Origin of the sequence: Paenarthrobacter sp. NPDC089714, assembly GCF_044748905.1 — a bacterium.
In the GTDB taxonomy this organism is placed as follows: domain Bacteria; phylum Actinomycetota; class Actinomycetes; order Actinomycetales; family Micrococcaceae; genus Arthrobacter.
Genome location: NZ_JBIVGX010000015.1, coordinates 67,784 through 92,754 on the forward strand (window position 1 = coordinate 67,784; position 24,971 = coordinate 92,754).

Annotated in this window: 23 protein-coding genes; 9 read left to right on the forward strand and 14 right to left on the reverse strand. The window is 64.8% G+C overall.

The window, feature by feature from the left end:
* Nucleotides 1–2 precede the first annotated feature (2 nt).
* The 4 genes from ACIPY3_RS19920 to ACIPY3_RS19935 form a co-directional block, all read right to left on the reverse strand.
* Nucleotides 3–155: a hypothetical protein gene (locus ACIPY3_RS19920; RefSeq protein WP_400336771.1), complete on the reverse strand. Its 153-nt coding sequence runs from the start codon at nt 153–155 to the stop codon at nt 3–5.
* A 139-nt stretch (nt 156–294) separates the two neighbouring features.
* Nucleotides 295–1,287: a Gfo/Idh/MocA family protein gene (locus tag ACIPY3_RS19925; RefSeq protein ID WP_400336772.1), complete on the reverse strand. Its 993-nt coding sequence runs from the start codon at nt 1,285–1,287 to the stop codon at nt 295–297.
* A gap of 41 nt (nt 1,288–1,328) precedes the next feature.
* Nucleotides 1,329–1,850: a methyltransferase family protein gene (locus tag ACIPY3_RS19930; RefSeq protein WP_400336773.1), complete on the reverse strand. Its 522-nt coding sequence runs from the start codon at nt 1,848–1,850 to the stop codon at nt 1,329–1,331.
* Between the two features lie 10 nt (nt 1,851–1,860).
* A complete protein-coding gene (locus tag ACIPY3_RS19935; RefSeq protein WP_400336775.1) occupies nt 1,861–3,240 on the reverse strand; it encodes an MFS transporter in 1,380 nt (459 codons plus the stop codon).
* Nucleotides 3,241–3,457: 217 nt separating this feature from the next.
* Here ACIPY3_RS19935 and ACIPY3_RS19940 point away from each other — a divergent pair, with 217 nt between their 5' ends.
* Nucleotides 3,458–4,669, forward strand: a complete 1,212-nt coding sequence (locus tag ACIPY3_RS19940) for an MFS transporter (protein WP_400336777.1) — start codon at nt 3,458–3,460, stop codon at nt 4,667–4,669.
* Between the two features lie 22 nt (nt 4,670–4,691).
* On the opposite strand, the gene ACIPY3_RS19945 is transcribed toward ACIPY3_RS19940, so the two are convergent.
* Together ACIPY3_RS19945 and ACIPY3_RS19950 are read right to left on the reverse strand one after the other, a co-directional pair.
* Nucleotides 4,692–5,390: a FadR/GntR family transcriptional regulator gene (locus ACIPY3_RS19945; RefSeq protein ID WP_400336778.1), complete on the reverse strand. Its 699-nt coding sequence runs from the start codon at nt 5,388–5,390 to the stop codon at nt 4,692–4,694.
* On the reverse strand, nt 5,387–6,202 hold the full coding sequence (locus ACIPY3_RS19950) for an SDR family NAD(P)-dependent oxidoreductase (protein WP_400336780.1): 816 nt from the start codon (nt 6,200–6,202) through the stop codon (nt 5,387–5,389). Before ACIPY3_RS19950 ends, ACIPY3_RS19945 begins: the two co-directional genes overlap by 4 nt.
* Nucleotides 6,203–6,260: 58 nt before the next feature.
* Here ACIPY3_RS19950 and ACIPY3_RS19955 point away from each other — a divergent pair, with 58 nt between their 5' ends.
* Nucleotides 6,261–6,980: an SDR family oxidoreductase gene (locus ACIPY3_RS19955; RefSeq protein WP_400336781.1), complete on the forward strand. Its 720-nt coding sequence runs from the start codon at nt 6,261–6,263 to the stop codon at nt 6,978–6,980.
* 18 nt (nt 6,981–6,998) lie between these two features.
* Here the strand turns inward: ACIPY3_RS19955 and ACIPY3_RS19960 are convergent, their stop codons facing one another.
* Complete coding sequence (locus tag ACIPY3_RS19960) at nt 6,999–7,835, reverse strand: helix-turn-helix transcriptional regulator (protein ID WP_397326126.1); 837 nt, start codon at nt 7,833–7,835, stop codon at nt 6,999–7,001.
* An 85-nt stretch (nt 7,836–7,920) separates the two neighbouring features.
* Here ACIPY3_RS19960 and ilvD point away from each other — a divergent pair, with 85 nt between their 5' ends.
* Together ilvD and ACIPY3_RS19970 are read left to right on the forward strand one after the other, a co-directional pair.
* Nucleotides 7,921–9,783, forward strand: a complete 1,863-nt coding sequence (ilvD, locus tag ACIPY3_RS19965; protein ID WP_400336783.1) for a dihydroxy-acid dehydratase — start codon at nt 7,921–7,923, stop codon at nt 9,781–9,783.
* A gap of 200 nt (nt 9,784–9,983) precedes the next feature.
* Nucleotides 9,984–11,255, forward strand: a complete 1,272-nt coding sequence (locus tag ACIPY3_RS19970) for a flavin-containing monooxygenase (protein WP_400336785.1) — start codon at nt 9,984–9,986, stop codon at nt 11,253–11,255.
* Nucleotides 11,256–11,335: 80 nt separating this feature from the next.
* Here ACIPY3_RS19970 and ACIPY3_RS19975 read toward each other — a convergent pair whose 3' ends face one another.
* The 4 genes from ACIPY3_RS19975 to ACIPY3_RS19990 are packed head-to-tail and all read right to left on the reverse strand — an operon-like array spanning nt 11,336 to nt 15,021.
* Nucleotides 11,336–12,754, reverse strand: coding sequence for an aspartate ammonia-lyase (locus ACIPY3_RS19975; RefSeq protein WP_400336787.1), 1,419 nt, complete (start codon nt 12,752–12,754; stop codon nt 11,336–11,338).
* 32 nt (nt 12,755–12,786) lie between these two features.
* The gene (locus tag ACIPY3_RS19980; RefSeq protein WP_400336789.1) at nt 12,787–13,941 is read right to left on the reverse strand and encodes a M20 family metallopeptidase; all 1,155 of its coding nucleotides are present in this window, start codon (nt 13,939–13,941) and stop codon (nt 12,787–12,789) included.
* On the reverse strand, nt 13,931–14,602 hold the full coding sequence (locus ACIPY3_RS19985) for a DUF1028 domain-containing protein (protein ID WP_400336791.1): 672 nt from the start codon (nt 14,600–14,602) through the stop codon (nt 13,931–13,933). Before ACIPY3_RS19985 ends, ACIPY3_RS19980 begins: the two co-directional genes overlap by 11 nt.
* The gene (locus ACIPY3_RS19990; RefSeq protein WP_400336793.1) at nt 14,599–15,021 is read right to left on the reverse strand and encodes a RidA family protein; all 423 of its coding nucleotides are present in this window, start codon (nt 15,019–15,021) and stop codon (nt 14,599–14,601) included. Before ACIPY3_RS19990 ends, ACIPY3_RS19985 begins: the two co-directional genes overlap by 4 nt.
* Nucleotides 15,022–15,153: 132 nt before the next feature.
* On the opposite strand from ACIPY3_RS19990, the gene ACIPY3_RS19995 reads away from it, so the two are divergent.
* Nucleotides 15,154–16,080, forward strand: coding sequence for a LysR substrate-binding domain-containing protein (locus tag ACIPY3_RS19995; protein WP_400336795.1), 927 nt, complete (start codon nt 15,154–15,156; stop codon nt 16,078–16,080).
* Here the strand turns inward: ACIPY3_RS19995 and ACIPY3_RS20000 are convergent.
* The gene (locus tag ACIPY3_RS20000) at nt 16,077–16,667 is read right to left on the reverse strand and encodes a TetR/AcrR family transcriptional regulator (RefSeq protein ID WP_400336797.1); all 591 of its coding nucleotides are present in this window, start codon (nt 16,665–16,667) and stop codon (nt 16,077–16,079) included. The two genes, ACIPY3_RS19995 and ACIPY3_RS20000, sit on opposite strands and share 4 nt — an antisense overlap.
* A gap of 104 nt (nt 16,668–16,771) precedes the next feature.
* A complete protein-coding gene (locus ACIPY3_RS20005; RefSeq protein WP_400336799.1) occupies nt 16,772–18,754 on the reverse strand; it encodes a primary-amine oxidase in 1,983 nt (660 codons plus the stop codon).
* A gap of 119 nt (nt 18,755–18,873) precedes the next feature.
* On the opposite strand from ACIPY3_RS20005, the gene ACIPY3_RS20010 reads away from it, so the two are divergent.
* The 4 genes from ACIPY3_RS20010 (at nt 18,874) to ACIPY3_RS20025 (ending at nt 23,251) form a co-directional block, all read left to right on the forward strand.
* Nucleotides 18,874–19,353, forward strand: coding sequence for a hypothetical protein (locus tag ACIPY3_RS20010; protein WP_400336800.1), 480 nt, complete (start codon nt 18,874–18,876; stop codon nt 19,351–19,353).
* Nucleotides 19,354–19,389: 36 nt separating this feature from the next.
* Nucleotides 19,390–20,886, forward strand: a complete 1,497-nt coding sequence (locus tag ACIPY3_RS20015; protein WP_400336802.1) for an aldehyde dehydrogenase family protein — start codon at nt 19,390–19,392, stop codon at nt 20,884–20,886.
* Nucleotides 20,887–21,174: 288 nt separating this feature from the next.
* Entirely contained in the window at nt 21,175–22,707 is a 1,533-nt protein-coding gene (locus ACIPY3_RS20020; RefSeq protein ID WP_400336804.1) for an APC family permease, read from the forward strand.
* 88 nt (nt 22,708–22,795) lie between these two features.
* Nucleotides 22,796–23,251 carry an iron chaperone gene (locus tag ACIPY3_RS20025; RefSeq protein ID WP_400336806.1) on the forward strand — a complete coding sequence of 152 codons (456 nt, stop codon included), beginning with the start codon at nt 22,796–22,798 and terminating at the stop codon, nt 23,249–23,251.
* On the opposite strand, the gene ACIPY3_RS20030 is transcribed toward ACIPY3_RS20025, so the two are convergent.
* Nucleotides 23,248–24,807: a glycoside hydrolase family 32 protein gene (locus ACIPY3_RS20030; RefSeq protein WP_400336808.1), complete on the reverse strand. Its 1,560-nt coding sequence runs from the start codon at nt 24,805–24,807 to the stop codon at nt 23,248–23,250. The genes ACIPY3_RS20025 and ACIPY3_RS20030 overlap by 4 nt on opposite strands.
* Nucleotides 24,808–24,971: the final 164 nt, after the last annotated feature.

Here is a 24,971-nt window from a genome sequence, read left to right on the forward strand (position 1 = left end):
GCCTACTCCGCCATGTCCGGGAAGAGCGGTCCGTCGTAGTCGGCCGCCGGGAGGTGCTTGGTGGAGGGCTCTGTTCCGTGCCCCGAGCGGCTCTGCCTGCTCGCTGCCCCGCGGTTATTGACGTTGATCCTGTCGCGACGAGTCATCGCAATCATCTCCAAAGAATGAACTAAATGTTCACTGAATGAACCAACTTCAGTGTGATCTTCACAGGTCTCCCTGTCAAGCATTTTTGAACACTTCGTTCACTGAATGAATATTCTTAGGGAGAGTTCTTGGCCTAGCTACGGATTGTCAGGCCTCACTGTGCTTCCGGGCAGCGTCCCGAAGTGCTGTCAGGGTGCGGGCGTTGTTCGCCGCGTCAGCGAGGTCGTAGCGGAGCGGGGTGCCGTTCAGGACGCTGTCCGCGAAGTGTTCGCCCATCCGGACAAAATGGTTCCGGCCTTTGACGTGGTGACGAACGGGATCCTGCCCGAAGTGGTGCTCCTCAAGGACGGAATCCTCGTCCAGGAGCCCGAACGGGTTGTCCAGGTACAGCCGGCCTTCAGTGCCAGTGATCTCCAGGAAGTTGCGGCGTTCCAGATTGACGCCGGTATCGAACAGCACAGTGGCGTTGCCCGGGAAGCGCATGATCCCGGCGATGCTGGTGTCGATCAGTCCGTCGTCGCTGGCTTCGCGCATGTTGGCAAAGGCTTCCACGGAGGTGGGCTCTTGGCCGGTGACCATCCGGGCCGCATTGACGCAGTAGCAGCCGGTGTCGAAGAGCGCACCGCCGCCCAGCCCGGCGTACCAGCGGATGTTGTCGTCTCCGCCGGCATCGAAGGAATGGGCGACGTGGACGAACGTCAAGGTCCCCACGGCTCCTGCCTCCAGAAGTTCCTGCAGCTTCTCGAACCGCGGATGGAAGCGGTACATGAAGCCCTCAAGGACTTTGAGCCCCGTCCCGTCGGCCTTGCGCGCGATGTCTTCGCATTCGGCGGCGTTCATGGCCAAGGGCTTCTCGCAGAGGACGTGCTTTCCTGCGTCGAGGGACTTCAGGATCCATTCATGGTGCAGCGCGTTGGGCAACGGCAGGTAGACCGCGTCAATGTCGGGGGAGGCCAACAGTTCGTCGTAGGAACCGAAAGCCTGCGGAATGCCGTGCTTGTCTGCCAATTCCTTTGCTTTCACTTCAGAGCGGGAAGCAATCCCCACTACCTCGCCGTTGGCCGTGGCCTGCAGTGCCGGAATGGTCTTGCGGACAATGCGTGCGCCGCCCAGGATGCCCCAACGTACTTTCGCGGTCATTGAACTCCCCTTTGCCACCGCTTCCGTTTACCCCGGACAGCCTACTGTGCGCCTTCTTCCCCGCGCCACGGTGTGAAGCGGGGCCACCAGCCGGGGACGTGGCGCCGGTAGTCGAGGTACTGCCCGCCGTATCTGTCGGTGAGAGTCGGTTCCTCGTAACCCTTGACGAAGGTGAAGACGGCAAGGAAAACCAAAGCGGCGTAGAACGCCACCCACCAGTTCGCGAACAGCAGGGCCTGCCCCAGGATGATGGCGAGGACCGCCAGATACATCGGGTTCCGGACGAAGCGGTAGACGCCCGTGACTACCAGTGTCTCTGTGGGCGCAACCGGGGCCGGAGTCCCGCGGTGGATCGCGAAGAGGGCGAATGCGTACAGCAGGAAGGCAACCCCGACGGCGATGGCCACCAGGGCGATCGGCTCGACAATCCAGGCCTCACCCCAGTCGTGCCGCCGCCAGCCGGAGATGGTCCACGGCACCAGCCCCGCCACGACTCCGGGCGCAAGGAACAGGAAGAAGACGGTGCCAATCCATGCGCGGGCGGAAGCGGCGGGGCGTGCCATGAGGATCAGGTCAGCGCGTTTCCAGCTCGTCCAGCGTCTTGCCCTTGGTGTCCGAGGACAGCAGGGTGGCTACGGCGGAGACGAGGCAGATGCCGAGGGTGGTCAGGCCGATGACCAACGGGATGTTCGCGGACCCCGGAGGAGCGATCGCGGTAAACAGGCTCGGGAAGAAGGACGCGATCATGAGTCCGATGTTCTGCGAAACGGCGAAGCCGGTGACGCGCATCCGCATGGGGAACTGCTCCTGGAAGAACGTGGCGAAGGTGCCGTTCCACATCTGGAAGAAGATGCCCTGGACGATCACTACGCACACGAACACCAGGGGCAGGCTGCCCAGCTGGATCGCATACAGGTAGCCCATGGTCAGCAGGCCACCCACAATGCCACCGGCAACCATGAGCGTCCGCCGGCCCATGCGGTCGGACAGGGCGCCGAAGACCGGGATGGTGACGACGGCCGCAACGTTTGCAGCCATGGTGACCCAGAGGAACTCGCTGCTGGTGAAGCCGATGCCGTAGCCCTTTTGGGTGGCGAAGGAGACGCCGAAGATGAGGGTGGCCATGCCGATGACGTTGGTGAAGGTCATGGCGATGCAGCGGACCAGGACCCACGGGTGGGTGCGCAGAAGATCGAACAGCGGGAAGCGGCGCTTGGCCTGTGTTTTCCCGGTCAGGGCCGCCTCGGACTGTGCCAGGTAAGCGGGTGGTTCCGTGACGCGCCGGCGGATGATGTAGCCGGCCAGGATCACTACGGCGCTCAGCAGGAACGGGATGCGCCAACCCCAGGAGTGGAACTGGTCATCGGGAAGCAGGGAAGCGAGCGGGATCAGGACGGCCGTGGCCAGGATGGAACCAACCTGGGTGCCCTGCAGGCTGAAGCTGGCAAAGAAGCCGCGGCGTGCATCGGGGGAGTGCTCCACGATCATGGCGCTGGCCCCGCCAAGCTCGCCTGCCACGGCGAAGCCCTGGATGAGGCGGAGGATCACCAGCAGTACGGGAGCCAGGAGTCCTACCTGTCCATACGTCGGCAGGAGGCCGACGGCGAAGGTGGCGAAGCCCATGAGCAGCATGGCAAACACAAGGACTTTCTTGCGTCCATGCTTGTCGCCGTAGGCACCCAGGACCACTGCGCCGATCGGCCGGGAAACGTAGCCCACGGCGTAGGTGGCCAGGGAAGCGATGATGCCCACGGTGGGGTTTTCGCTGGGGAAGAAGATCGTGGGGAACAGAAGTGTCGCGGCCAGCGAGTACAGGGCGAAGTCGTAGTACTCGAGTGCGCTTCCAATCCAACCGCTCATGGCGGCTTTCTTGGGGTCTTTCCTGCCTGGTCCATTGTCGAGAGGGGCGGTCTCGAGCGTGGGCTGGATGTCCCGTCGGTGCATGACGCTCATTCGTGAGTCTCCTTTGTCCGTCATTGGCAAGGAACAAGAGCTCTTCCCCGCTTACGCAGCGTGAGGAGGGTTACATCTTGAATCGATTCATAAATCATAGAACGTGACCTGCGCAACGTCAAAGGGGGGTTGGTAGTAGGGGTAACGCCAGTGACTCCCTGCGCGTGGGATGCCACCGTAGCGTTGAAGGCATGTCCACCGAATTCCCCGCCGCCCCGTGAGCGCCCCAACTGCCTCGCGCACCCCAGCAAGCGCACCCACCAAGGATGGCCGCGGCTTTATCGCCGCTACCTCATCCTTCGTCAGCGTCTTCGCCGCCGGTGCCGCCGTCATCCCCTTGTACGACACTTACCGGGTTGCGGACGGCCTCACGAACGACCAATTCTCGCTGGTGGCCGTTGCCTATTTCTGCTGCGCGGTCTTTGCCTTGCTCTTCCTTGGCCGGCTCTCGAACCATTTCGGCCGCCGCCCGGTGTCGATTGCGGCGCTGACGCTGGCCGTCTTTGGCTGCGTCACCTTGTTGTGGGTCCACAGCTTCCTGCCCCTGCTGCTTGGCCGTTCCCTCCAGGGCCTCGCCGCCGGCGTCGCGTCGAGTGCCATCGGCGCCTACGTGGTGGACACCGCTCCTCGGCGGCCCCGATGGCTCGTGGCCGCCGTTACGACGGCGGGGGCCACGGTGGGGCTCTCCGTTGGCGTGTTTCTTTCCGGCGTTTTGGTGGAGTTCGCGCCCGCTCCGCGCCAGCTCACCTTCTGTGTCTTCGCACTGGTCCTTATCGCCTGCGCCATCGCACTGGCCACGCGGCCGGAAACGGTCAAGCGCGTGGGTGGTGGCTGGCGTTCGCTGGTGCCCAACCTGGCCGTACCCGCCGCCGCTAAACCGCATCTGCCCCTCGCGTCAGGCGTTTTCGTGGCCACGTGGGCGTTCGGCGGCTACTTCAACTCGTTCGGGCCCTCCCTTGCGGCCGACAACCTCGGCTCGCACAGCCCCATCATCGCCGCGGCCGTGTTTGCCTCCTACATGGCGCCAGGCTTCCTCGGCGGGTTCATCGCCGGGCGGCTGGGTCCCGCAACGGCCCAGCGGTGGGGGATGGCCTTGGTTGCCGCAGCGGGCGCAGGCCTGGCGTTCGCCAGCACGGCGGGGATCCTGGCACTCTTCATCGGCGCCGGGGTGGTGGGCGGCATCGGCATGGGCATCGCCACCTCGGGCAGCATGAACACGCTCCTGCCCCACGCCCTCCCCAAGGAACGTGCCGGACTCCTGGCGGTGATCTACGCGATCTCCTACACGGGTTCGGCGCTGCCCAGCCTCGTGGCCGGGCAGCTGAGCCGGAGCCTCAGCCTTCCCGCCATCACGGCCGGGTATGCCGCACTCGCCGCCTTGGTGTGGATGGCAACGCTGGTATGGGCGGGCCGCAAGGCGCGCACGTAGGGTACGACGGCGGGACGCGCCGTCAGCTGGCTTCGTCGGCGCTGCGGGTGAGCAGGTTCCGCATGGTGGCGAAGGCGGCTTCCGGTTCGCGGCGCTGGACGGCGGCGGCCACCTCCGAGTGGAGTTGCAGGGCCACGGGGTGCGGATGGCCGGGGCCAAGCCCGCCCGCATGCCAACCCTCAAGGAACTCGCTGATGAGCCCCTGCAGCTGGACGAACATCGGATTGCCCGAGCATTCGAGCATGAGCGCGTGGTACTGGACGTCGAGTTCCAGGAACGCCTGCAGGTTGCCTTCTTCGCCGGCGGCCCACATGCGTCCAGCCAACGCCACCAGCTCCGCCGCCTGGCCGGGCGAGGCGTTCAACGCGGCGAGGCGTGCGGACTCGGGCTCCACGGCGAGGCGCAGTCCAACGAGTGCTGCCAGTTGTTCTGGCCGTTGCGGTGATTGCATCCGCCAGCGGATGATCCGTGGCTCGAAAAGGTTCCACTGGTCCGGATCCAACACCTTGATCCCCACCCTTCGGCGCGAGACCACCAACTGCATGGATTCCAGGACACGCACCGTTTCCCGGGCCACCGACCGCGAGACGCCGTGTGTTCGTTCCAGTTCCTCCAGGGTCAGGGTGCTGCCCGGCGCCCGCACGCCTGAGCAGATGTCCTTTCCCAGACTGTCCAGGACCTGGTCGTGCAGTCCCGGCAAGGGGCGCGGCCGCTCCGTCACGGGCGGGCGTCCACGGCGTCGTAGGCCTTGGACGGGATCTGCGTGGCGAGCTTTCCTCCGCTGACATCGATCTGGGTTCCCGTGATGTACCGCGAAGCGTCGCTGGCGAGGAACAGCAGGAGATCGGCCACCTCCTGGGGCTCGCCCCACTTCCGCAGTGTCAGCGTGTTCAGCAAGCGGTCCTGCGCGTCTTGGGGCATGGTGGCGAAGCCGTTCATGCCGGTGGGGATCATTCCGGGAGCATAGGCGTTGACGGTGACGTTCCACGGCCCCAGCTCTCCGGCCAGCACTTTGGTGAATTGCACGACGGCGGCCTTGGACGCCGCGTAGGCGGCGCTGCCGATGCTGGGCACAATCGCAGCGAACGACGCCGCGTTGATCACCCGGCCGTGGCCGCTCTCCTTGAGATAGGGAATGGCTGCTTTGCACATGCGTGCCACGCCGGTGACGTTGACATCGAAGCAGCGTTGCCACGCCGTGTCCTCAAGCTCCTCCACCGTGCCTTCAACGTTGATTCCCGCGTTGTTGACCAGAATGTCGATCCCGCCGAAGTGCCCGGCAGCCCGTTCCACAGCTTCCTGCACCGAAGCGCTGTTGGTGACGTCGCAGGCAAGGCCGACGACGGCGGCGCCAGCCTTGGTCAGTTCGGCGGCTACCGCCTCGACGCCTTCTCGCGAGATATCCAGGGCGGCAACCTTGGCTCCGTTGCGTGCGAAGCTCTCTGCAATAACGCGGCCAATGCCCTGGGCCGCTCCCGTCACCACCACCACGCGGCCTTCGATTCCCCACTGAACTTCTGCTGCATTAGTCATATGAATAGCATACGATGAGTTCCAAAGATATGACTATTAAAAGTTGGAGTTGGGATTCATGGCTGGCACACTCTGGATCATCGGTGGCGGAAGCGGCATGGGCAGGGCTGCCGCTGTGGAGGCGGCCGAAGCCGGCTGGCGGGTAGCAGTCACCGGCCGCCGCCACGACGCCGTTGCCGAAACCACACGCCTCATCGCGCTCGCCGGTGGCGAAGCCCTGGACGTGGTGGCGGACGCCAGGAACTCTGAATCGTTGGCCGGGGCGCACTCAAGGATCGAGGAACACTGGGGCCCGGTGACCGCCGTCGTACTTGCCGCCGGCCTCAACGCGCCCAACCGAACGTGGGCGGACCAATCGATGGATGACTTCGCGGACATCGTGGACACCAACCTCACCAGCGTCGCCCGGGCCATCCACCTGGTGCTCCCCGGCATGCGGGCCGAAGGCTCCGGGAACATCGTGGTGGTGTCCTCTCGTGCCGCCTGGCGGTTCTCGCCCGGTTCCGGCGTGGCCTACATGAGCAGCAAGACCGGACTGTCCGCGCTGGTCGCGTCCATCAATGACCAGGAAGGCACCAACGGCATCAAGGTCTGCCATCTATGCCCGGGGGACGTGGACACCGATTTCCTGGCCATGCGCCCCGAAGTGCCGGACGCCGAACAGCGCTCGCAGATGCTTGGCGCCGGGGATGTGGCCAGGGCCGTGCGCTTCATCCTCGACAGCCCGCCACATGTGCGCATCGACGAACTGGCCATCAGCCCGATCGGGCAGCGCTAAGCCTGCGGAGGAGCAACCCTAGGATCCCAGCTCCATCAGTCGCGCGATCTGCTCCTCCGCACCGCTGTCCGGTGCCGGCGTGTACACCACCAGGTGCAGGTCCGGCCGGTCCGACGGCGAAACCTGGTGGTGCTCCAGGTGCAGGACGCCCACGGCCGGGTGGTGGAACTGGCGCTCGCGGGATTCGAAACCGAGGATGTCGTACTGGTCCCAGCTTTCCTGGAACTCCGGGCTGGCTTCCTTGAGCCGTTCCACCTGGAATTTCACGTCCGGATCGCCCAGGCGCTGGCCGGTTTCTGCGCGGAACTCCGCGAGGAAGCGGCGGCTGGTGACATCCCAGTCCGGGAGCAGATCGCGGATGTACGGATCCGTGAAGACGAGCCACAACAGATTCCGGTCCTCGGCGGGGACGTTGGCGATGTTCGGGTACAAGGCGGCGTAGGCCTTGTTCCACCCGGCAACTCCCCAGTCGGGGGAGAGCGCATACGAAGGGTTCGGGTCCAGGGCATCGAGCAGGCGTTGCACGTGCGGGGGAGCGCTGCCGGCAACGGGCGCGGTTGAAACCGAGGAGGCATAGCCGCCCAGGGACAACACATAAGCCAGCCCGGTATCGGACAAGTGCAGCGCGCGGGCGATCGCTTCCAATACCTGCCGGGACGGGCTGATGTCCCGCCCCTGCTCAAGCCACGTGTACCAAGTGACGCTCACGCCGGAGAGGAAGGCGACTTCTTCGCGGCGCAGGCCGCGCTCGCGTTTCCGGGAGATGGGGGGTAGCCCGTATTCGGAACGGAGGGCCTGGTCCCGCCGGGCCCTGAGGAAGAGGCCGAGTTCTTTGCGTCTCTCCGAATCGTGCACCCATAAATACTATTACTCTGGTACTCCTACTACTAGTATCAAGGCCGTCTTCTGCGCCGGGTCCCGAGGCAGCAGGATGGTATTCATGCCTGCACTACGTTCAAAAACTGTCACCCACGGCCGCAACATGGCCGGCGCCCGCGCACTGCTGCGCGCCTCTGGCGTCGCCAACTCCGACATCGGCAAGCCGATCATTGCCGTGGCCAACTCCTTCACCGAGTTCGTCCCCGGCCACACCCACCTTGCCCCGGTAGGCCGGATCGTTTCCGACGCGATCCTGGCTGCCGGCGCCGTGCCGCGTGAATTCAACACCATCGCCGTGGATGACGGCATCGCCATGGGCCACTCAGGCATGCTCTACTCGCTGCCGTCCCGCGACCTGATCGCGGACTCGGTGGAGTACATGGTCAACGCCCACTGTGCCGACGCCTTGGTGTGCATCTCCAACTGCGACAAGATCACCCCGGGCATGCTCATGGCCGCGCTGCGCCTGAACATCCCCGTGGTCTTCGTGTCCGGTGGCCCCATGGAAGCCGGCCGCGTGACGCTGAGCGACGGTTCCGTGCGCTCCCTGGACCTGGTGAACGCGATCGCCGACGCCGTGGACGAGTCCATCTCGGATGAGGACATCAACCTCATCGAAGAGAATGCCTGCCCCACGTGCGGTTCCTGCTCCGGTATGTTCACCGCCAACTCCATGAACTGCCTTGCCGAGGCGATCGGCCTCGCGCTGCCGGGCAACGGCTCCGTGCTCGCGACCCACACCGCCCGCAAGGCGCTGTACGAAAAGGCCGGCGCCACGATCGTCGAACTCGTCAAGCGGTACTACGAAGGCGACGACGACTCGGTGCTGCCGCGCTCCATCGCCACCGCCGAGGCCTTTGACAACGCCATGGCCCTGGACATCTCCATGGGCGGCTCCACCAACACCATCCTGCACCTGCTGGCCGCGGCCCAGGAAGCCGGCGTGGAATACGGCCTGGCCGAAATGGACGCCAAGTCCCGGCAGGTGCCCTGCCTGGCAAAGGTGGCCCCGAACGTTGCCAAGGACAAGACCTACTACATGGAGGACGTGCACCGCGCCGGTGGCATCCCCGCGCTCCTGGGTGAGCTGAACCGCGGCGGCCTCCTCCACAAGAACGTCCACTCCGTGCACTCCACCGACCTTGACGGCTGGCTGGACGACTGGGACATCCGCGGCGGCAAGGCCACCGAGGAAGCCCAGACACTGTGGCACGCGGCCCCTGGCGGTGTCCGTTCCTCCACCGCGTTCTCGCAGTCGAACGTCTGGACCTCCCTGGACACCGACGCCGAGGGTGGCTGCATCCGCTCCGTGGAACACGCCTACTCCAAGGACGGCGGCCTGGCCGTGCTGCGCGGCAACATCGCCGTGGACGGCGCCGTGGTGAAGACCGCCGGTGTGGACGAGTCCATCTGGAAGTTCGAGGGCCCGGCCATCGTGTGCGAGTCGCAGGACGAAGCCGTGGAAATGATCCTCAACAAGACCGTCAAGGAAGGCGACGTGGTGGTCATCCGCTACGAAGGCCCCCGCGGCGGTCCGGGCATGCAGGAAATGCTCTACCCCACGTCCTTCCTCAAGGGCCGCGGCCTGGGCAAGAAGTGTGCCCTCATCACGGACGGCCGCTTCTCCGGTGGCACCTCCGGCCTGTCGATCGGGCACATCTCCCCGGAAGCTGCTTCCGGCGGCGAGATCGCCCTGGTGGAGAACGGCGACATCATCAGCATCGACATCACGCAGCGCTCCCTGCAGTTGAAGGTCTCCGACGAGATCCTTGCCGAGCGCCGCGAGAAGCTCCTGGTCAACGGCGGTTTCAAGCCCAAGAACCGTGACCGCCAGGTCTCGCCGGCCCTCCGCGCCTACGCCGCGATGGCACTGTCCGCAGACAAGGGCGCTGTCCGCGACGTCTCGCTGGTGGAGAACCTCTAGCGGTACTGCTTTACCAACACGCACGACGGCGGCGGGTCGCCTCGGCTTCGAAAGGAGCCGGGTGGCCCGCCGCTTTCGCTGCCGCGACCTCCTTGCTGCATCGATATTTCCGATGTGATTGCGCTGTTTTATGTGCTATGCAGATGCACTTGGGCCGCCTGAAAATGGATCAACAGCCGAAGTGAAGCAGAGGAGATCGCATGACAAGCCAAGAGGTTGAGGTTCTCGTCGTTGGCGCCGGGCAGGCCGGCGTAGCGATGAGCGAGCATCTGACCAGCCAAGGGATCCACCACGTGGTCCTGGAGCGCCACCGGATCGCGGAGCGCTGGCGCTCCATGCGGTGGGATTCGCTGGTGGCCAATGGCCCGGCATGGCACGACCGTTTTCCGGGACTGGACTTCGACGGCATTGAACCTGGAGCATTCGCCTCCAAAGAACAGGTAGCCGACTACTTTGTGTCCTACGCCGAGAAGATCGGCGCGCCCATCCGCTGCGGCGTGGAAGTAAGCTCAGTCCGCAGGAATGCAGGCGCCCCCGGTTTCCACGTCCAGACCAGCGACGGCGACTATAACGCGCGTTACGTGGTAGCGGCGACGGGGCCGTTCCAGCGTCCGGTGATTCCCGCCGTCGTGCCTGAATCTTCGGGGCTGGAGCAGCTGCACTCAAGCCTGTACCGAAACCCGGGCCAGTTGCCCGAAGGCGCCGTGCTGGTGGTTGGCGCGGGCTCGTCCGGCGTGCAGATCGCTGCCGAAATCCAGCGCTCGGGCCGCCAGGTCTTCCTTTCCGTCGGTCCTCACGACCGGCCCCCGCGGAGCTACCGCGGCCGCGATTTCTGTTGGTGGCTGGGAGTCCTCGGCCTCTGGGATGCGTCCACTCCTCCCCAGGGGGCCGAGCACGTCACCATCGCCGTGAGCGGGGCCGACGGCGGCCACACGGTCGACTTCCGCGAACTCGCCGAAGAAGGCATCACCCTCGTGGGGCGTACAGAAGCGTTCGACGCCGGGACCGTGCGTTTTGCGGGCGACCTGCAGGACAACATCGCCAACGGCGACGCGAACTACTTGCGACTGCTCGACGAGGCCGACGAGTACGTGGAGCGCAACGGCCTGGACCTTCCGGAAGAACCTGAAGCCAGGGTGCTTCGACCGGACCCGGAATGCCTCAGTAACCCGGTCCGTGAACTCGACCTGGCTGCCTCCAGGATTACCAGCATCATCTGGGCCACCGGGTTCGCCCAGGACTACAGCTGGCTGAACGTGGAAGCCTTCGATGAGCGGGGCCGTCCTGTGCAGCAACGCGGCGTGTCCAGTGAACCGGGGATCTACTTCCTTGGCCTGCCGTGGCAGTCCCGCCGTGGATCAAGTTTTATCTGGGGTGTCTGGCACGACGCCAAATACGTAGCTGACCAGATCGCCATCCAGCGGAGCTACCTGCAGCATGACCAGCAGGCAGCGCAGCCGGTGGGCGTCTGACCGCCGAGCAACCAGAGAACGGACCAACAATGAGGGACCATGCCCACCGGGCATGGTCCCTCTTTGGCATGAGGCTCGCTTCAGCCAAGCCCGGCCAGCGCCGCCGCGGAGAGGGCCGTCTCTGCCTGCTGTCGGTCCAGCAGTCCCCGCTCGAGCACCAGTTCGGCGATGCCCCGGCCGGTGGCAAGTGCCTCCTTGGCCAGCTCGGCGGCAGCGGCGTACCCCAGCAAAGGTGCCAGTCCCGTCACAACGCTGATGGAGCCGAGCATGCGCTGCTGCAACATGGGGACGTTGGCAGTGATGCCATCCACGCAGTGGGTCCTCAGCTGCCTGCAGGCCACTGTGAGCCAAGCGAGGGACTCCAGCAGGGAATCGGCCATGACGGGTTCAAAGGCGTTGAGCTGGAGTTGGCCCGCCTCAACTGCCATGGTGACCGTCGCGTCCGCCCCCACCACGCGGAAAGCCACCTGGTTCACCATTTCGGGAATCACCGGATTCACCTTGCCCGGCATGATGGACGAGCCGGCTTGTACCGCCGGCAGGAAGATCTCTGCGAAGCCAGCCTGCGGGCCGGAAGAGAGCAAGCGGAGATCGTTGCAGATCTTGGAGAGCTTTACGGCCGCCCGCTTGAGCACTCCGGAGACGAGCAGGAAGACGCCGGTATCGCTGGTTGCTTCCACCAGGTTGCTTGCGGAAGCCAGCGGCAAGTCCGTGATGGACGCAAGCTCCCTGATCACGGCTTCCCGGTATCCCGAGGGGGCCGTAATACCCGTCCCGATGGCCGTGGCCCCCAGATTCGACTCGGCCAAATGCGGCAGGAGTTCCAGGAGACGGTGCCTGTCCTCGCGCAGGGTTTCCGCGAAGGCGCCGAATTCCTGGCCCAAGGACATCGGTACGGCATCCTGCAGTTGCGTTCGGCCCACCTTGACGATGCCGGCGAACTCAGTTGCCTTTGCTTGGAACGACTCGATGAGCAGGCTGTGCTCGGCACACAGCTTTGCCAGGTCCAGTTGCAGGGCGATCTTGACGGCGGTCGGGTACACGTCGTTGGTGGACTGGCTGCGGTTGACGTCGTCAATCGGATGCAGGGCGGAGTAGTCCCCCTTGCCGTGTCCCAAGAGCTCCAAGGCCCGGTTGGCGATGACCTCGTTGGCGTTCATGTTGGTGCTGGTCCCGGCACCGCCCTGGATCGCGTCCACCACGAATTGGTGGTCCCAGCGTCCAGCCATCACTTCGCGGGCGGCCGACTGGATGGCAGCGGATTTGTCCGGTTCCAGCAGGCCCAGGCTTTCATTGGCCCGGGCTGCGGCGCATTTCACAGCGCCCAACGCGTGGACCAGCGAACGCATGCTGCCGATGGTCCGTCCGCTGACCGGGAAATTCTCCACCGCCCGCAGCGTGCTGATTCCCCAATAAACAGCCTCGGGGACATCGCGGTCCCCGAGGCTGTCGTGTTCCCGGCGCACGGAGTGGGCCCAGGTGGATGGTTGATCTGTCATGGTCCTGTTCCTGAAGATAGGAGGACTCCCGGCTACTCCGCCAGGTAGTCCAGTGCCGTGAGCGCCAAGGCTGCGGCACCGTCGTGGATAGCTCGGTTGGCAGCATCGCCGATGCAGTGCGCGGCGAACTCCGGCTGGTGGTTGGCGGCGGGAAAGCAGCCCAGTCCGATGTAAGGGTGGATGGCGGGGACGATCTGGGAGACGTTGCCCATGTCCGTTGATGCCCTGTTCATGGTGGCCTGTTCCGGAGGAACGTTGAAGTCCCGGCCAAGGGACTCCGCGTGCTTGACGTATAGTTCGAGTGCACGCCGCTCGGTGCGGAACTCCGAATAGGGTTCCGATTCCGGCGTGATCTCCAGTTCGCACCCCGAGGCCACGGCGCCTGCCTCGAAGCACCGGTTGACCCGCTCTTCGAGCTGTTCGAGCTGGGCCAACGATTCCGCCCTCACGTACCAGCGCCCTTCGGTCTTCTCAGGAATCGCATTGGGAGCTTCGCCACCGCGCGTTTGGATGCCGTGCACCCTGGTGCCTGCGGGCAGTTGCTGGCGCAGGAGGCCCAGGGCAACCTGGGCCACGATGAATGCATCGTTCGCGTTGACGCCCTGGTCCGGGTAGGCCGCCGCGTGGGCGGACTTGCCACGGTATTCCACGTGGTTGTGGGCAACAGCAAAGGGCCGGGCCTCCGCGGAATCCACGGGGCTGGGATGGGCCATCATGGCCAGGTCCAGGCCGGCAAAGGCGCCCTTCTTGAGCAACTCGATCTTTCCGCCCCCGCCTTCTTCGGCGGGCGTACCGTACACCTCCACAGTGAGGTCCTGCTCGTCCGCGAACCGGGACAGTGCAACGGCCGCGCCACACGAGATGGCGGTGATGATGTTGTGGCCGCAGGCATGGCCCAGCCCGGGCAGGGCGTCGTATTCCGCCATAAGCCCCACACGGCGGGATCCGGAACCGAAAACCGCCCGGACCGCCGTCGGGAATCCCAGATAACCGCGCTCCACCTCGAAACCCTGCCGTTCAAGGAATTCGGCCGTCCACTCGGCGGCGCGGTGTTCCTGCCAGCCAAGTTCCGGGTTGGCATGGAGCGTCTCCGAGAGCCGCACCAAGGCGGCTTGCTGGGAAGCCACCAATTCCAGGACGTGAGCGCGCCGCACCGCTGGCGCCATGGGCGTGGTGTCAGCGGTCATCGCCAGGCACCCCGTAACCCACCGAGGCCGCGGGATCGAGCCCACGCGCCACGTAGTCCTGCCGTTGTGGCAGCCATACCTCCAGGAGGCGCCCAAGTTCCGCAATGGGATCATCGTGCCAATCGACCCGGAGGTCTGTGTCACGCCAGCCGTGGCCGGACACCACCGAGATCCCAGCAGACCGTACCGGTCCAACCTCCCCGCCGGCGGCTTCTGCGGCTTCGAGCGCACTGAGCAGCCGCCGTTCGAGCTCCCCGGTGGAGGCTTCAAACGCATCGCACAGCGACTGGGCAACCGCCGGGTCCGCAAGCATGTTTCCCGCGGAAACGCTGGAAGGCCCGCGTCCGTCGCCGAAGACACCCAGAGTGTGCTTGCCGCTGAACACGGCAGCTCCGCCACGGGCGTCGAGGACCACCAGTTGCCGGTAGTCCACATCCGGCGTTCCATGGACGACGGCGTCAATCGCCTCTTGAGCAGAACAGCCCGCTTGCAGCCGGTCGAGAAGCGCAAGGCCCAGGCGCGGATCGGTGATGTTTTGCGAGCTGACAGCCCCCACTCCATCCCGCAAATGGGCGCAGCGCGCTGCAACGGCAGGGGAGGACGAAGAAACCGCTATGCCGAAGCGGCCCTGCCCGTCCGTGGCGGCAATACTGAAGGTCACTGTTGGCCCTCCGTGGAGAGCACTGCGGTTGCATCGATTTCCACGAGCCATTCCGGGCGTGCGAGGGCCTGCACCACAATGCCGGTCGAGACCGGGAAGACGCCCTTCAACCAGCGCCCTATGGTCCGGTAGACCGTTTCGCGGTAGCGCGGGTCAATGAGATAGACCGTGACCTTCACGATGTCCTCGAGGCTGCTGCCCGCTTCCTTGAGCAGCATGTCAATGTTGGCCATGGCTTTCTCGGTTTGCGCCTCGACGTCGCCGATCCCCACAGATTCGCGGGTGTCCAGGTCTTGGCCGATCTGGCCCCTGAGGTAGACCACGCCATTGGCGACCACTGCCTGGCAAAGGTCGTTGTCGAGGTTCTGCTCGGGGTAGGTGTCCTTGGTATTGAAGGTGCGGATGCGTTGGTGCTTCACGGAACTGCCTTTCGGTCCTGTAGGTGACGGGTGGTCGTATCCTTCAGCTTCCTGCGACCCATCAAATCTGTCCAACAGTTCTTTCCGAACGATTTCATCGGTATTTCTGATGAAGCAAGGTAGTCTCTTGCCATGGATGTCACCCTGACGCAGTTGCGCTATTTCGTGGAAGCCGCCGCCCAACTGTCCATGACGGGCGCGGCCCTTCGGCTCAACGTGGCCCAATCGGCCGTGTCGGCCGCGATCGCGCAGTTGGAGCGCCACGTGGGCACGCAGTTCTTTATCAGGCAGCGCTCCAAGGGACTGGTGCTGACCCCCGCGGGGGAGTTGTTCGTGCGCGATGCCCAGGCAATCCTTGCGCAAGTGGAGGAAAGCATCGACCACGCCCGCGGTGAACACCAAAGCGTCACCGGACGCATCCGGATTGCCTGCTTCAGCACATTGGCCCCGTTCCTGCTGCCAGGCGTGCTCACCAAGCTCCGGGAGGACCATCCGTCCCTGGAAGTTGAGGTCATCGAAACGGATACCCCGGGGTGCATCAGTGCGCTGCTCACAGGGCAAGCCGACCTGGCGCTGTGTTACGACCTTGACCTTCCGGAAGCCCTCTCGCGGTCGGTGGTGGATACGGTCCGTCCCTACGTGGCCCTTCCGCCGGACCACAAACTGGCACGCTCAAAGAAGGTCCAGTTGTCCGCGCTCGCCGACGAGTCGTTCGTCCTGCTGGACATGCCCCACACCCGGGACCTCATGCTCACCATTGCCAGGCTTGGCGGACGGGAGCCGGAGGTCAGATTCCGCTCCGCCAGCTACGAGACGGTCCGCACGTTCGTGGCGCGGGGACTTGGCTATTCCATCCTCCACCAGCGCCCCCAGCATCACTTGACGTACGACGGCGGCAAGCTGGCCGCCGTCGAAATACGTGACGACGTTCCGGAGCTGAAAACCGTCCTGGCCCACCTGAAGTCGCATCGCCCGACGGCGCGCGTCCGTGCCGTCGCCCAGGCTGTTCGGCACCAGATAGCGGCGGCCAAGGACCCGGAGGGGCGGAACCAGGGCTAGGCAAGCCTCGCCAGTGCACGCTCCATCAGATGGCGTTGCCTGGACCCGGATACAGCGTCGGGGTCCAGCATCGATGTGACGTGAAGGCCCATCATGATGTTCAGCAGCTCATCCGCAACCGCGTCCGGGTCCACCAAAGGCGCGCACCCGCCGTCGTACTCTGCCTGGGCAAGGAAATCCAGTATCAGACCACGCCAATGAAGCAACGCTTCGCGCCCCACGGCGCGCAGCGCGTCCTCCGTCTGGGCGCGCTGCCAAAAAGATACGGCCACGCGCGCTTCCACCACGGTGAGCGGGTCGGCAGGGATGATCTCCAGGCACAGTCTCCGCAAAGCAGGCAGCCCTCGCTTACCCTCGGTTCCCCCGGCGATCCGTTCGTTGGTGCGCTCGCAAATCAGTTGATAGGAAGCCAGCAGGAGCGCGTCCTTGTTCGGGAAATAGTGGGCCAGGACGCCCGGTGCGGCGTAGCCGCACTCCCGGGCGATGTCCCGCATGCTGGCGTTCTCGATGCCTTCGTCTGCGATCAGCCGCCACGTGGTTTCGATGATGGAGCGACGCCGTTCATCGTGATCGACCAAGCGGGGCATGCTGCTCCTTCAGGGGTTCAGGGTTTCAGTGCCGGGACCGTGTGCACCCTACCACCGCGGGAGCGGCTGCGTGTCCCGCGGCGGTGAGTGGGTGCTTGGTGCGGTCAGCTCCAGTGAGCGCAGTGGCCTGGCTCGGACTGCCCGACGGCGGTGCCGCAATGGGCCGCCGCCGTTGACGGCACATTCAGCGTGGGGTTTTGGTCGAAGAAGCCGTGCGGCTTGAGGGTGAACCCTGTGGTGTCGACGGGCATGATGGGCCAGTCTTCGGGGCGGGGGAAGTGCGTGAGACCGAACGAGTGCCACACCACGATGTCCTGTCCATCGATGTCCCGGTCCTGGGCGATATACGCGGGGAGGCCGGCACCGCCGGGGTGCTGGTTGACGAAGTCGCCGGCAGCGTACAGTTCGGCCTGGTCGTGGCGGGTGACCCAGAGGTGGTGGCGGGCGAAGGCTGCCCTGGAAGCGATGGACGAGTCATCAGCCATGGCCAGCGTGGGGTTCCCTTCCGGATAGAGCGTGTAGCCCACGGGGTGGCCAAGGTGGTTCAGCGAGTCCGGGTTGCTGATGTGCCAGACCCTGCCCTTGGTTCCGTCCGCGTCGCGGACAGCCTCGGATTCGCGCGCCAGCATGGTCCGCTTCTGCGTGAAGGCGTTGCCGTGCGGGTTCCCGGGCCCTTTCGGAAGCCGTACGAGGTCCAGTTCCTCTACCCGGTTGGCGCCGCCGTCGACGTCCATGTCCAGGCGTGCGCTGAAAAGGTGCTGGTGATACGGCGCGCCGAGTCCCGGGGCGATCTCCGAAGCGTAGGCGTAACCCTTGTCCGGAAGGGCGGCCGTGAAGACTATACCGGTGGCTTTGGCCTCGAATTCGATGGTGCCGTCCAAAGAGAGGTACCAGTAGAAGCCGTAGTCGTAGTTGCCCACAGTGGTGAAGAAGGACACCACCAGGCGGCGGTTGCGGCGAACCTCGTTTGAACCGGCCCACTCATCAGTGTGCTTCCAGAGGATGCCGGCGTCTTCCTCGTGGATGCAGATGCCGTTGTGGATGGTCCTTGGGTTGCCGAAGTCGTCCGCCACCACGGGGGACATGTAGGTGATGTCGCCCAGGCAATCGCAGCCGAGCTTGAGTGAGTTGGCGTCCCGGCCCACGAGGTATTCACCGGAATCGAAGTAGTTTTGCCAGCTCCGGTACGGAGACGGATCGCCGTAGGGGACCACCATTTCGGAGATGGAGGCCCGGTGGATGATGGGTCGCCGGCGGCCTTGGTGGGTGTGGTGGAGCTGGTGCAGGACCACGCCTTCACGGGCATCGAAACCCACGCGCAAATCCCAGCCGGCCCACGAGAGGTGGTTCCCTTCCAAGGTGAAGCTTGGGCCTTCCGGCTGGGTGATTTCGATCGGCTTGAGGTCAGTACGCAGTTCCCCCTGGATAGCTGGCTCGGTGTAGTTGCCGTTGACGTCCGGGACCGGAACCGGGCCGTCGTCGATCAAGTGGTCCACGCGGCGCTTCTCCACGTCAACGAACGCCACCAGGCCATCAATCGGGTGCGCCCAGGGGTGGTCGGCAGGGTGGTCCTGACGGAATCCGAGACCACGGAGGAGCCGCTTGCCTTCCTCGTTCTCATACTCGAAGACTCCGGCCGAGAGCGGTGCCACGCGCACCTGCTGCGGAGTAAGGTCCCGGCTCGCCAGGGCAGCATTCCACTGCGGGTCCACGGCCAGGATGTCCTCGATGAGCTCGAATTCTTCCAACAGGACGGGCAGTTGACCGTCGACGGCGGGATTAAGGTCGCGCTGTTCCAGCACCTGGCCGGCGGTCAGGGACACACGGACGTCGCGGGACTGCGATGTGGCGGCGTCCCACAGCATTGCGCGGACCAGGCGATCGGTAACTGGGGCGTCCTCGCGAAGGGCCGCCTTGGGAGGTTCGATCAACCCGAGGTAGGCAAAGCGGGTGGTGTCGGCGACGAGGCCGGCGTCGGCAAGGATGTGGCGGGCCCGCTGGATCTCCTCCGCGTTGAGCTGTTCCAGCGGGTGCTGTGCCCCGGAGCCTGGTCCGAGTGGTGCCAAAGGGGTGGTGTGAAGGGTCATGACACTTCCTGAAGTCGAATTTTGATGGTACAACTGTTCAACCAACGCTTTGATGTTACCCACCTCACAAGCCCGGCGTAAAGTCCCAGACCCCAATGCGCCGCACAGCCAGGAGAACCATGGACCAGAGAACCCGCTTCCTCCCCGGGTGCGCCCCGGCGGGCATCGTCGGCACCGCCGCTGCAGGCAGTGCCGCGGCCCACGTGGTGGCCGCCGCGCTCGGCCCGGCGGGAGCGATGGCATGGTGGATGGCCGGCATGGGGATTGCCTGCCTGGCCTGCCTGGGCCCGATGCTGCCGGGGCGGCTGTGGGCAGGGAGGGCCGGGAGAACGGTTCCGCTCCCTGCTGACCAAGCCGCTGGCCGGGCCGCCGGGCACTTGCTGGTCATGGGCGCCGCCATGGTGCTCGTCCACTTGGTCCTCTTGGTGGCACCGGGCGCCGGCGGCCACCATGGCCGTGCGGACACCGCGCTCCCTTCCGCCCACGGCGTCACCATGCTGGCGCTCATTGCCGTTGAACTGCTCTGCCTCATCGGCGCTTCCGCCGCCCTGCGCCTGGCGCGCCGGGGCCTGCACCGCCGTCGAGCAGTCACCACCTGACCCACCACTGACAGACCACTTCAAAGGAGCCCACCTATGAACACCGCATCCACCATGATTTCCTCCGACTGGCGGCGCCGCGCGGAAGGCCTGGCCATTGACGGCCGGGCCTTCATGGATGGCCGCCGGACAACCGCCAAGGGCGCCCGGGTGCGTCCCACGAGCAGCCCCATCGATGGCCGTGTGCTGGCTGAACTGGCCGCGTGCGGATCCGACGAGGTGGACCAGGCCGTTGCTGCTGCCCGACGCTCATTCCCTGCCTGGTCCAGGTTGGGGGCCGAAAAACGAAAGAGCGTGCTGCTGGCGCTCGCCCGGCTCATGGAAGAGCACTCCGATGAACTGGCGCTCCTGGAAACCCTGGACAGCGGGAAGCCGATCCTGCAAACAACCACCGTGGACGTGCCGGGAGCCATCTCCACCCTGAGGTGGTACGCCGAAGCCGCAGACAAGCAAAGCGGAGAACTCCCTGCCGTGCCATCCGGCGCCACTGCCTTGGTGACGCGCGAACCGATGGGGGTGGTGGCAGCGATCGTGCCTTGGAACTTCCCCCTGGAAATCGCCATGTGGAAGTTGGCGCCGGCGCTCGCTTCCGGCAACGCAGTAGTGCTGAAGCCCGCGGAACAAACTTCCCTCAGCGTTCTGCGGGTGGCGGATCTGGCGGCCGAGGCGGGGATTCCGGATGGTGTCCTCAGCGTCGTCACCGGCACTGGGCGGGAAGTGGGCGCTGCCCTGGCCCATCACATGGACGTTGATGCCCTTGCCTTCACCGGATCCACTGCGGTTTCCCGAACCCTCTTGGAGGCCTCGGGCAAAAGCAACCTCAAGAGGCTCAGCCTTGAAGCAGGTGGGAAGAGCTCCAATCTCATCTTCGCGGACACTGCTGACCTCGCCGCAGCAGCGGCGAAGGCAGCCTTCGGCGCCTTCTATAACCAGGGCCAGGTATGTTCGGCCAACTCCCGCATTTTGGTCCAGCGGAGCATCCATGATGAATTTGCGGCGCTGCTGGCCGACGCCGCTGCCGGCTACGGCGCGGCGGACCCGCTGGCGGGACTGGAAGGCAATGGCGCGCTGATCAGCAGCGCCCATACCGACGACGTCGAACGCTGGATCCTGCGCGGACGCGAGGAAGGAGAGGTGCTGTTCGGTGGCGAGCGCCGGGAGATCAGGGGCTCTGACGCGTACCTCGAACCGACGCTGCTCGGCGGGCTCAGCGCCGCCCATGAGATTCACCGCGAGGAAATTTTCGGCCCGGTTGCGGTGCTGCATCCCTTTGATACCGAGGCAGAGGCGATAGAGCTGGCCAACGCCACGGACTATGGCTTGGCTGCATCAGTGTGGACCTCCGACCTCTCCCGTGCCCATCGGGTGGCCGGCGAATTGCTGGCCGGAACAGTGTCCGTGAACACCGTTGACGCCCTGGGCAACACCACGCCCTTTGGCGGCTTCAAGCAGTCCGGGTTCGGCCGTGACCTTTCGTTGCATGCGTTCGACAACTACACGGCGCCAAAGACCACGTGGATCCAGTTCGGCTGATCAGCCTCATCTTGGGAAGATTCATCTAAAAAACAGATGATGTGCATCAAGATTCAATGGTTTACGTGATGCAGCTCACAAGCTTACGCTGGGTCTGACAGCAGACCAGGCAGGGCGTCGAGGGGCTTGCGGAACGCCCGCCAGCATCTGCGAGCATCCTTCCACCGTTCTGGGGACACCCTCCCATGAAATCGATGCTCCGCTCCCGCCTCTTCGACATCGAACAAGGGCGTACTTTCCACTCTTTCTTTCCCAGTAGCAGACTTAAGCCGTAGCAAAGGACCAATCATGGACCAACCAGCAGTCTCAACGGGCACTGCCCAAACTCAATTAGCCCAGGAGCAAAGCAACCACCTGCAGAAATCCCTGGGCCGTTTCGACATCCTCTTGTTGGTGGTGGCGGCCGTCATCTCCGTGGAGGTGCTGGGGCAGGTTTCCGGCTTTGGTGGCGAGACCTTCACCTGGACCCTCATCCTCGCCGTCACCTTCATGGTTCCGTATGGGCTGATCTTCGCCGAGACGGGCGGCGCCTTCACCGAAGAAGGGGGCGTGTACGTCTGGACCAAAATGGCCTTCGGCCGCGTGGTTGCCGCCATCACCTCACTCTTCACGTGGGTGACGCAGCCGGTATGGGTGGGCGGGGCCATGGCGTTCGTGGCCGTGGAAACGTGGTCAGAGTATGTGGGCCACGTGGAAGCCGGCAGCCTGGGCGACTACCTTTTCAAGCTGGTGTTCATCTGGATCACGGTGACGTCTGCGATCGTCAGTCTGAAACACGGTAAATGGCTGCCGTCGCTCGGGGCGATCCTCAAGGTGTTGTTCCTGACTTTCTTCATCATCGTCACTCTGGTTTACGGACTGCAGCACGGCTTCAATGGGCTGGACCTCGGCTTCTTCTCTCCCACGTTGGCCGGCTTCCTCGGGGTCACGCCGTTGCTGCTCTTCTCCTTCCTTGGATTCGAATCCGGTAACAGTGCGGCCGGGGAGATGAAGAACCCGGCCAAGGACGTGCCCATCTCGGTAGCCCGTTCCTCCATGATCGCTGCGGCAAGCTACCTCCTGCCGGTCCTGGCCATTCTCCTGGTGGTGCCGCTGGACCAGATCACGGGCATCGGCGGACTGTTCGGTGCGGTATCCACTGTGTATGCCGTGTTTGGACCGGCGGCAGACGCCATGCTGGCCATTTCCGCCGTCGTGTTCTGCTTTGTCCTGGTGTCCCAGGGTGCGGCCTGGATGATCATCAGCGACCGCATGCAGGCCATGGCCGCAGCCGATGGCTCGTTCTTTGGCGGGTTCTTTGGACGCTTCCATCCCAAGCTGGGCACGCCCATCCGCGTCAACACGCTCTCGGGCGTGGTGGCCACACTGTTCATGCTCGCCGCGATGCAGCTGACGGGGACCAGCAGTGCACTGTTCGGGGTAGTGCTCTCCATCGCCATCTCGACGTTCCTGCTCAGTTATCTCTTCGCGGTTCCCGCGGCCGTGAGGTTGCGCAGCAAGTATCCGGATGTTGACCGCCCTTTCAAGGTCCCTGTCTCCGACGCCGGGTTCCGCCTCCTTGGCATCATTTGCTTCGCGTGGATCCTTGTTGGTTCGTGGGTAGCGATCTTCCCGGCGACTCTGGATGTACTGTTCGGACTCCAGTACGACTTCGAGGCGACCTGGGGCGTTTCCCAGATCGCCTTCGAAGCCTTTGCCCTGGGCACGCTCGCATGCATCCTGGCCTTGGGACTCGTGGGCTACGCCCGCGGCAAGAAGGTCCGCGACGCGGCAGCGCCGGTCCGCGAGGCGCCGGAGCTGGTGAAAGGGCCGCGGTCCTGATCGAGCAGTTTCGGAGAAGCCGCGGCAGGGTCACCCGCTCTAGCGTTGGATGACAAGCAACATTCGACACTGAGAGAAGGGCCCTGCCGTGGCTGAGACCGGAACCGCAGAGAAATCCAAGTCCTACGACGGCTTCACTGAGGACGAACGCGCGGCCATGAAGGAGCGTGCGCAGGAACTCAAGAAGTCTTCGCGCACCAAGGCCGGCAAAGCCGACGGGGAAGCGGACGTCCTCGCGAAGATTGCCGAGATGCCTCCCGCCGACCAAGTCATGGCCGAACGGATCCACGCCATCGTCACGGAGCATGCCCCCGCGCTTTCGCCGAAGACCTGGTACGGCATGCCCGCCTACGCCAAGGACGGCAAGGTGGTGTGCTTCTTCAAGTCCGCCGATAAATTCAAGTCACGGTACACGACGCTCGGCTTCGAAGAAACTGCCGCCCTTGACGATGGCAGCATGTGGTCCACGTCCTTTGCCCTGACCCAGCTGACACCCCAGGACGAAGCGCGGATCGTGGAGCTCATCAAGCGGGCCGCCGGCTAGATCGCGTTCCCGAACTCGCGGATGGTGATTCCCGTGAAGGTCGCGGGGCCGCCGTCGGAGTACAAAGAGATCCCCGTATCGCCCTCTGCAAAGTGGACCTGCTGCGAAACCACAGTGTGCCCGGCGTTGATGAAGACCTCCACGCTTTGCGTGTCCACGAAGATGCGAAGGTGCACGGATCGGGCGTTGGCATCGATCGGTGCGGCCGCGCGCGTGTACGGCACCAGGGAGTAGCCGGCCAGGTCGGAGGGAGCCCGGTCCACGTAGAGGTCTCCGCCGTACTTGCCGATGTTCGTGTGGCGGGAACCATCCGCTGAGCGCCCCACGGATACTCCCACATTCGCCGCCGCGTCCCAGGCAATGTCGAGTTCCAACTCATAGGACCGCCCGCTCCACGGCAGGACGAAACTGCCGTTAACGGTCTGGTTGGGGAGGGTGGTGGTTGCCGTGACGTACCCGGACAGGCCGGCCACCGGTCTGCTGAGCAGCGAATACCAACCGCCGCCCTGGCGCTCCAAAGTGAGCTCACGGGTGATGGAGTTCTGTCCGTTGTAGCCGTCCGACGGATCCGTCGGCACGTCGCGGGCGGCGTACTTCCAGTTGTTCATCCATGCCGTGGCCAGCCGTTTGGTTTCGGGGGCGTCTACGGACGGCCACGTCACAGCCGCGTACCAGTCCCAGCCCCAGTCGAGCCATTGCGGGGTGAGGTTGTCGGCCACGAAGGACGTACCGTTCCAGGTGCCTGTCCAGTATGCATAGGTCATCGGGAGCCCGATGCTGTAGGCATCCATGCTCGCTGCGAACACCCAATGCCGCGTGCCGTCGCCGGCTGTCATCTCGAACAGGTCCGGACACTCGATCCCCCCGAGCGCGTGGTTGGGGTAGTCGAAGTTGGACTTCCATTGCCAGTCCCGCAGGTTCGCAGACGTATAGAAAGCTGCGTACCTGGCCCGTCCGATCACGCACACCCACTCACCGCGCGCTGCATCCCAGTGGATCTTGGGGTCGCGGAACCACTCGGCGTTCTCGATCTCGGCCTGGGTAGTGGCCGTCCGGCCGTCCGTGTTCACGATCACCGGATCCGGCAGGGGAGTGAAGGTGTACCCGCCGTCCGTGGACCAATACAGGTACTGTTCCTGATACTTGCGGATGCCCTCGGTCGGCTTGGTGGCCAGTACGACGACGGCTCCCGCACCAAAGCCTGCCGTGTTGGCCGTGTCCACCACGCCGGAGCCGGACCACACCGGGAAGTTCGGCTGGAGCGGCAACACTGCTCCGTGGTGGGTGAAGGACACCCCGTCCGTGGTGGTGGCGTGGTCCCAGCCGCCTTGGCCGTTGTTGATGCCGGAGTGCAGGTAGTAGAGCTGGTAGGCGCCGTTGGTGTAGACGGGCCTTTGCGGATCGCACAACCATCCTGTCGGTGGCGTCATGTGGTAGACCGAGCGCAAGGACGGCACTGCCTGGGCTGCGCCGGCCGCGGCGCCTCCCATGAAGAGAGCCAAAGCTCCGGCTCCGGTGCCTTGCAGGACTGTCCGTCGGGAGAATTCGAGCGTCATGAAGCGGTTTCCTCTCAAGCATTCATTGGTTGAGAACGCGATGGCAGTACGGACACGGAGATGCATCCGGGCACGCCAAAGTGCGCCATCAAAGGGGCTGGAGTTACTTCGTCCGGTGGCTGTAACCCACTCCGCCCGCTCGGCGTCGAGGGGCGTGGGTGTGC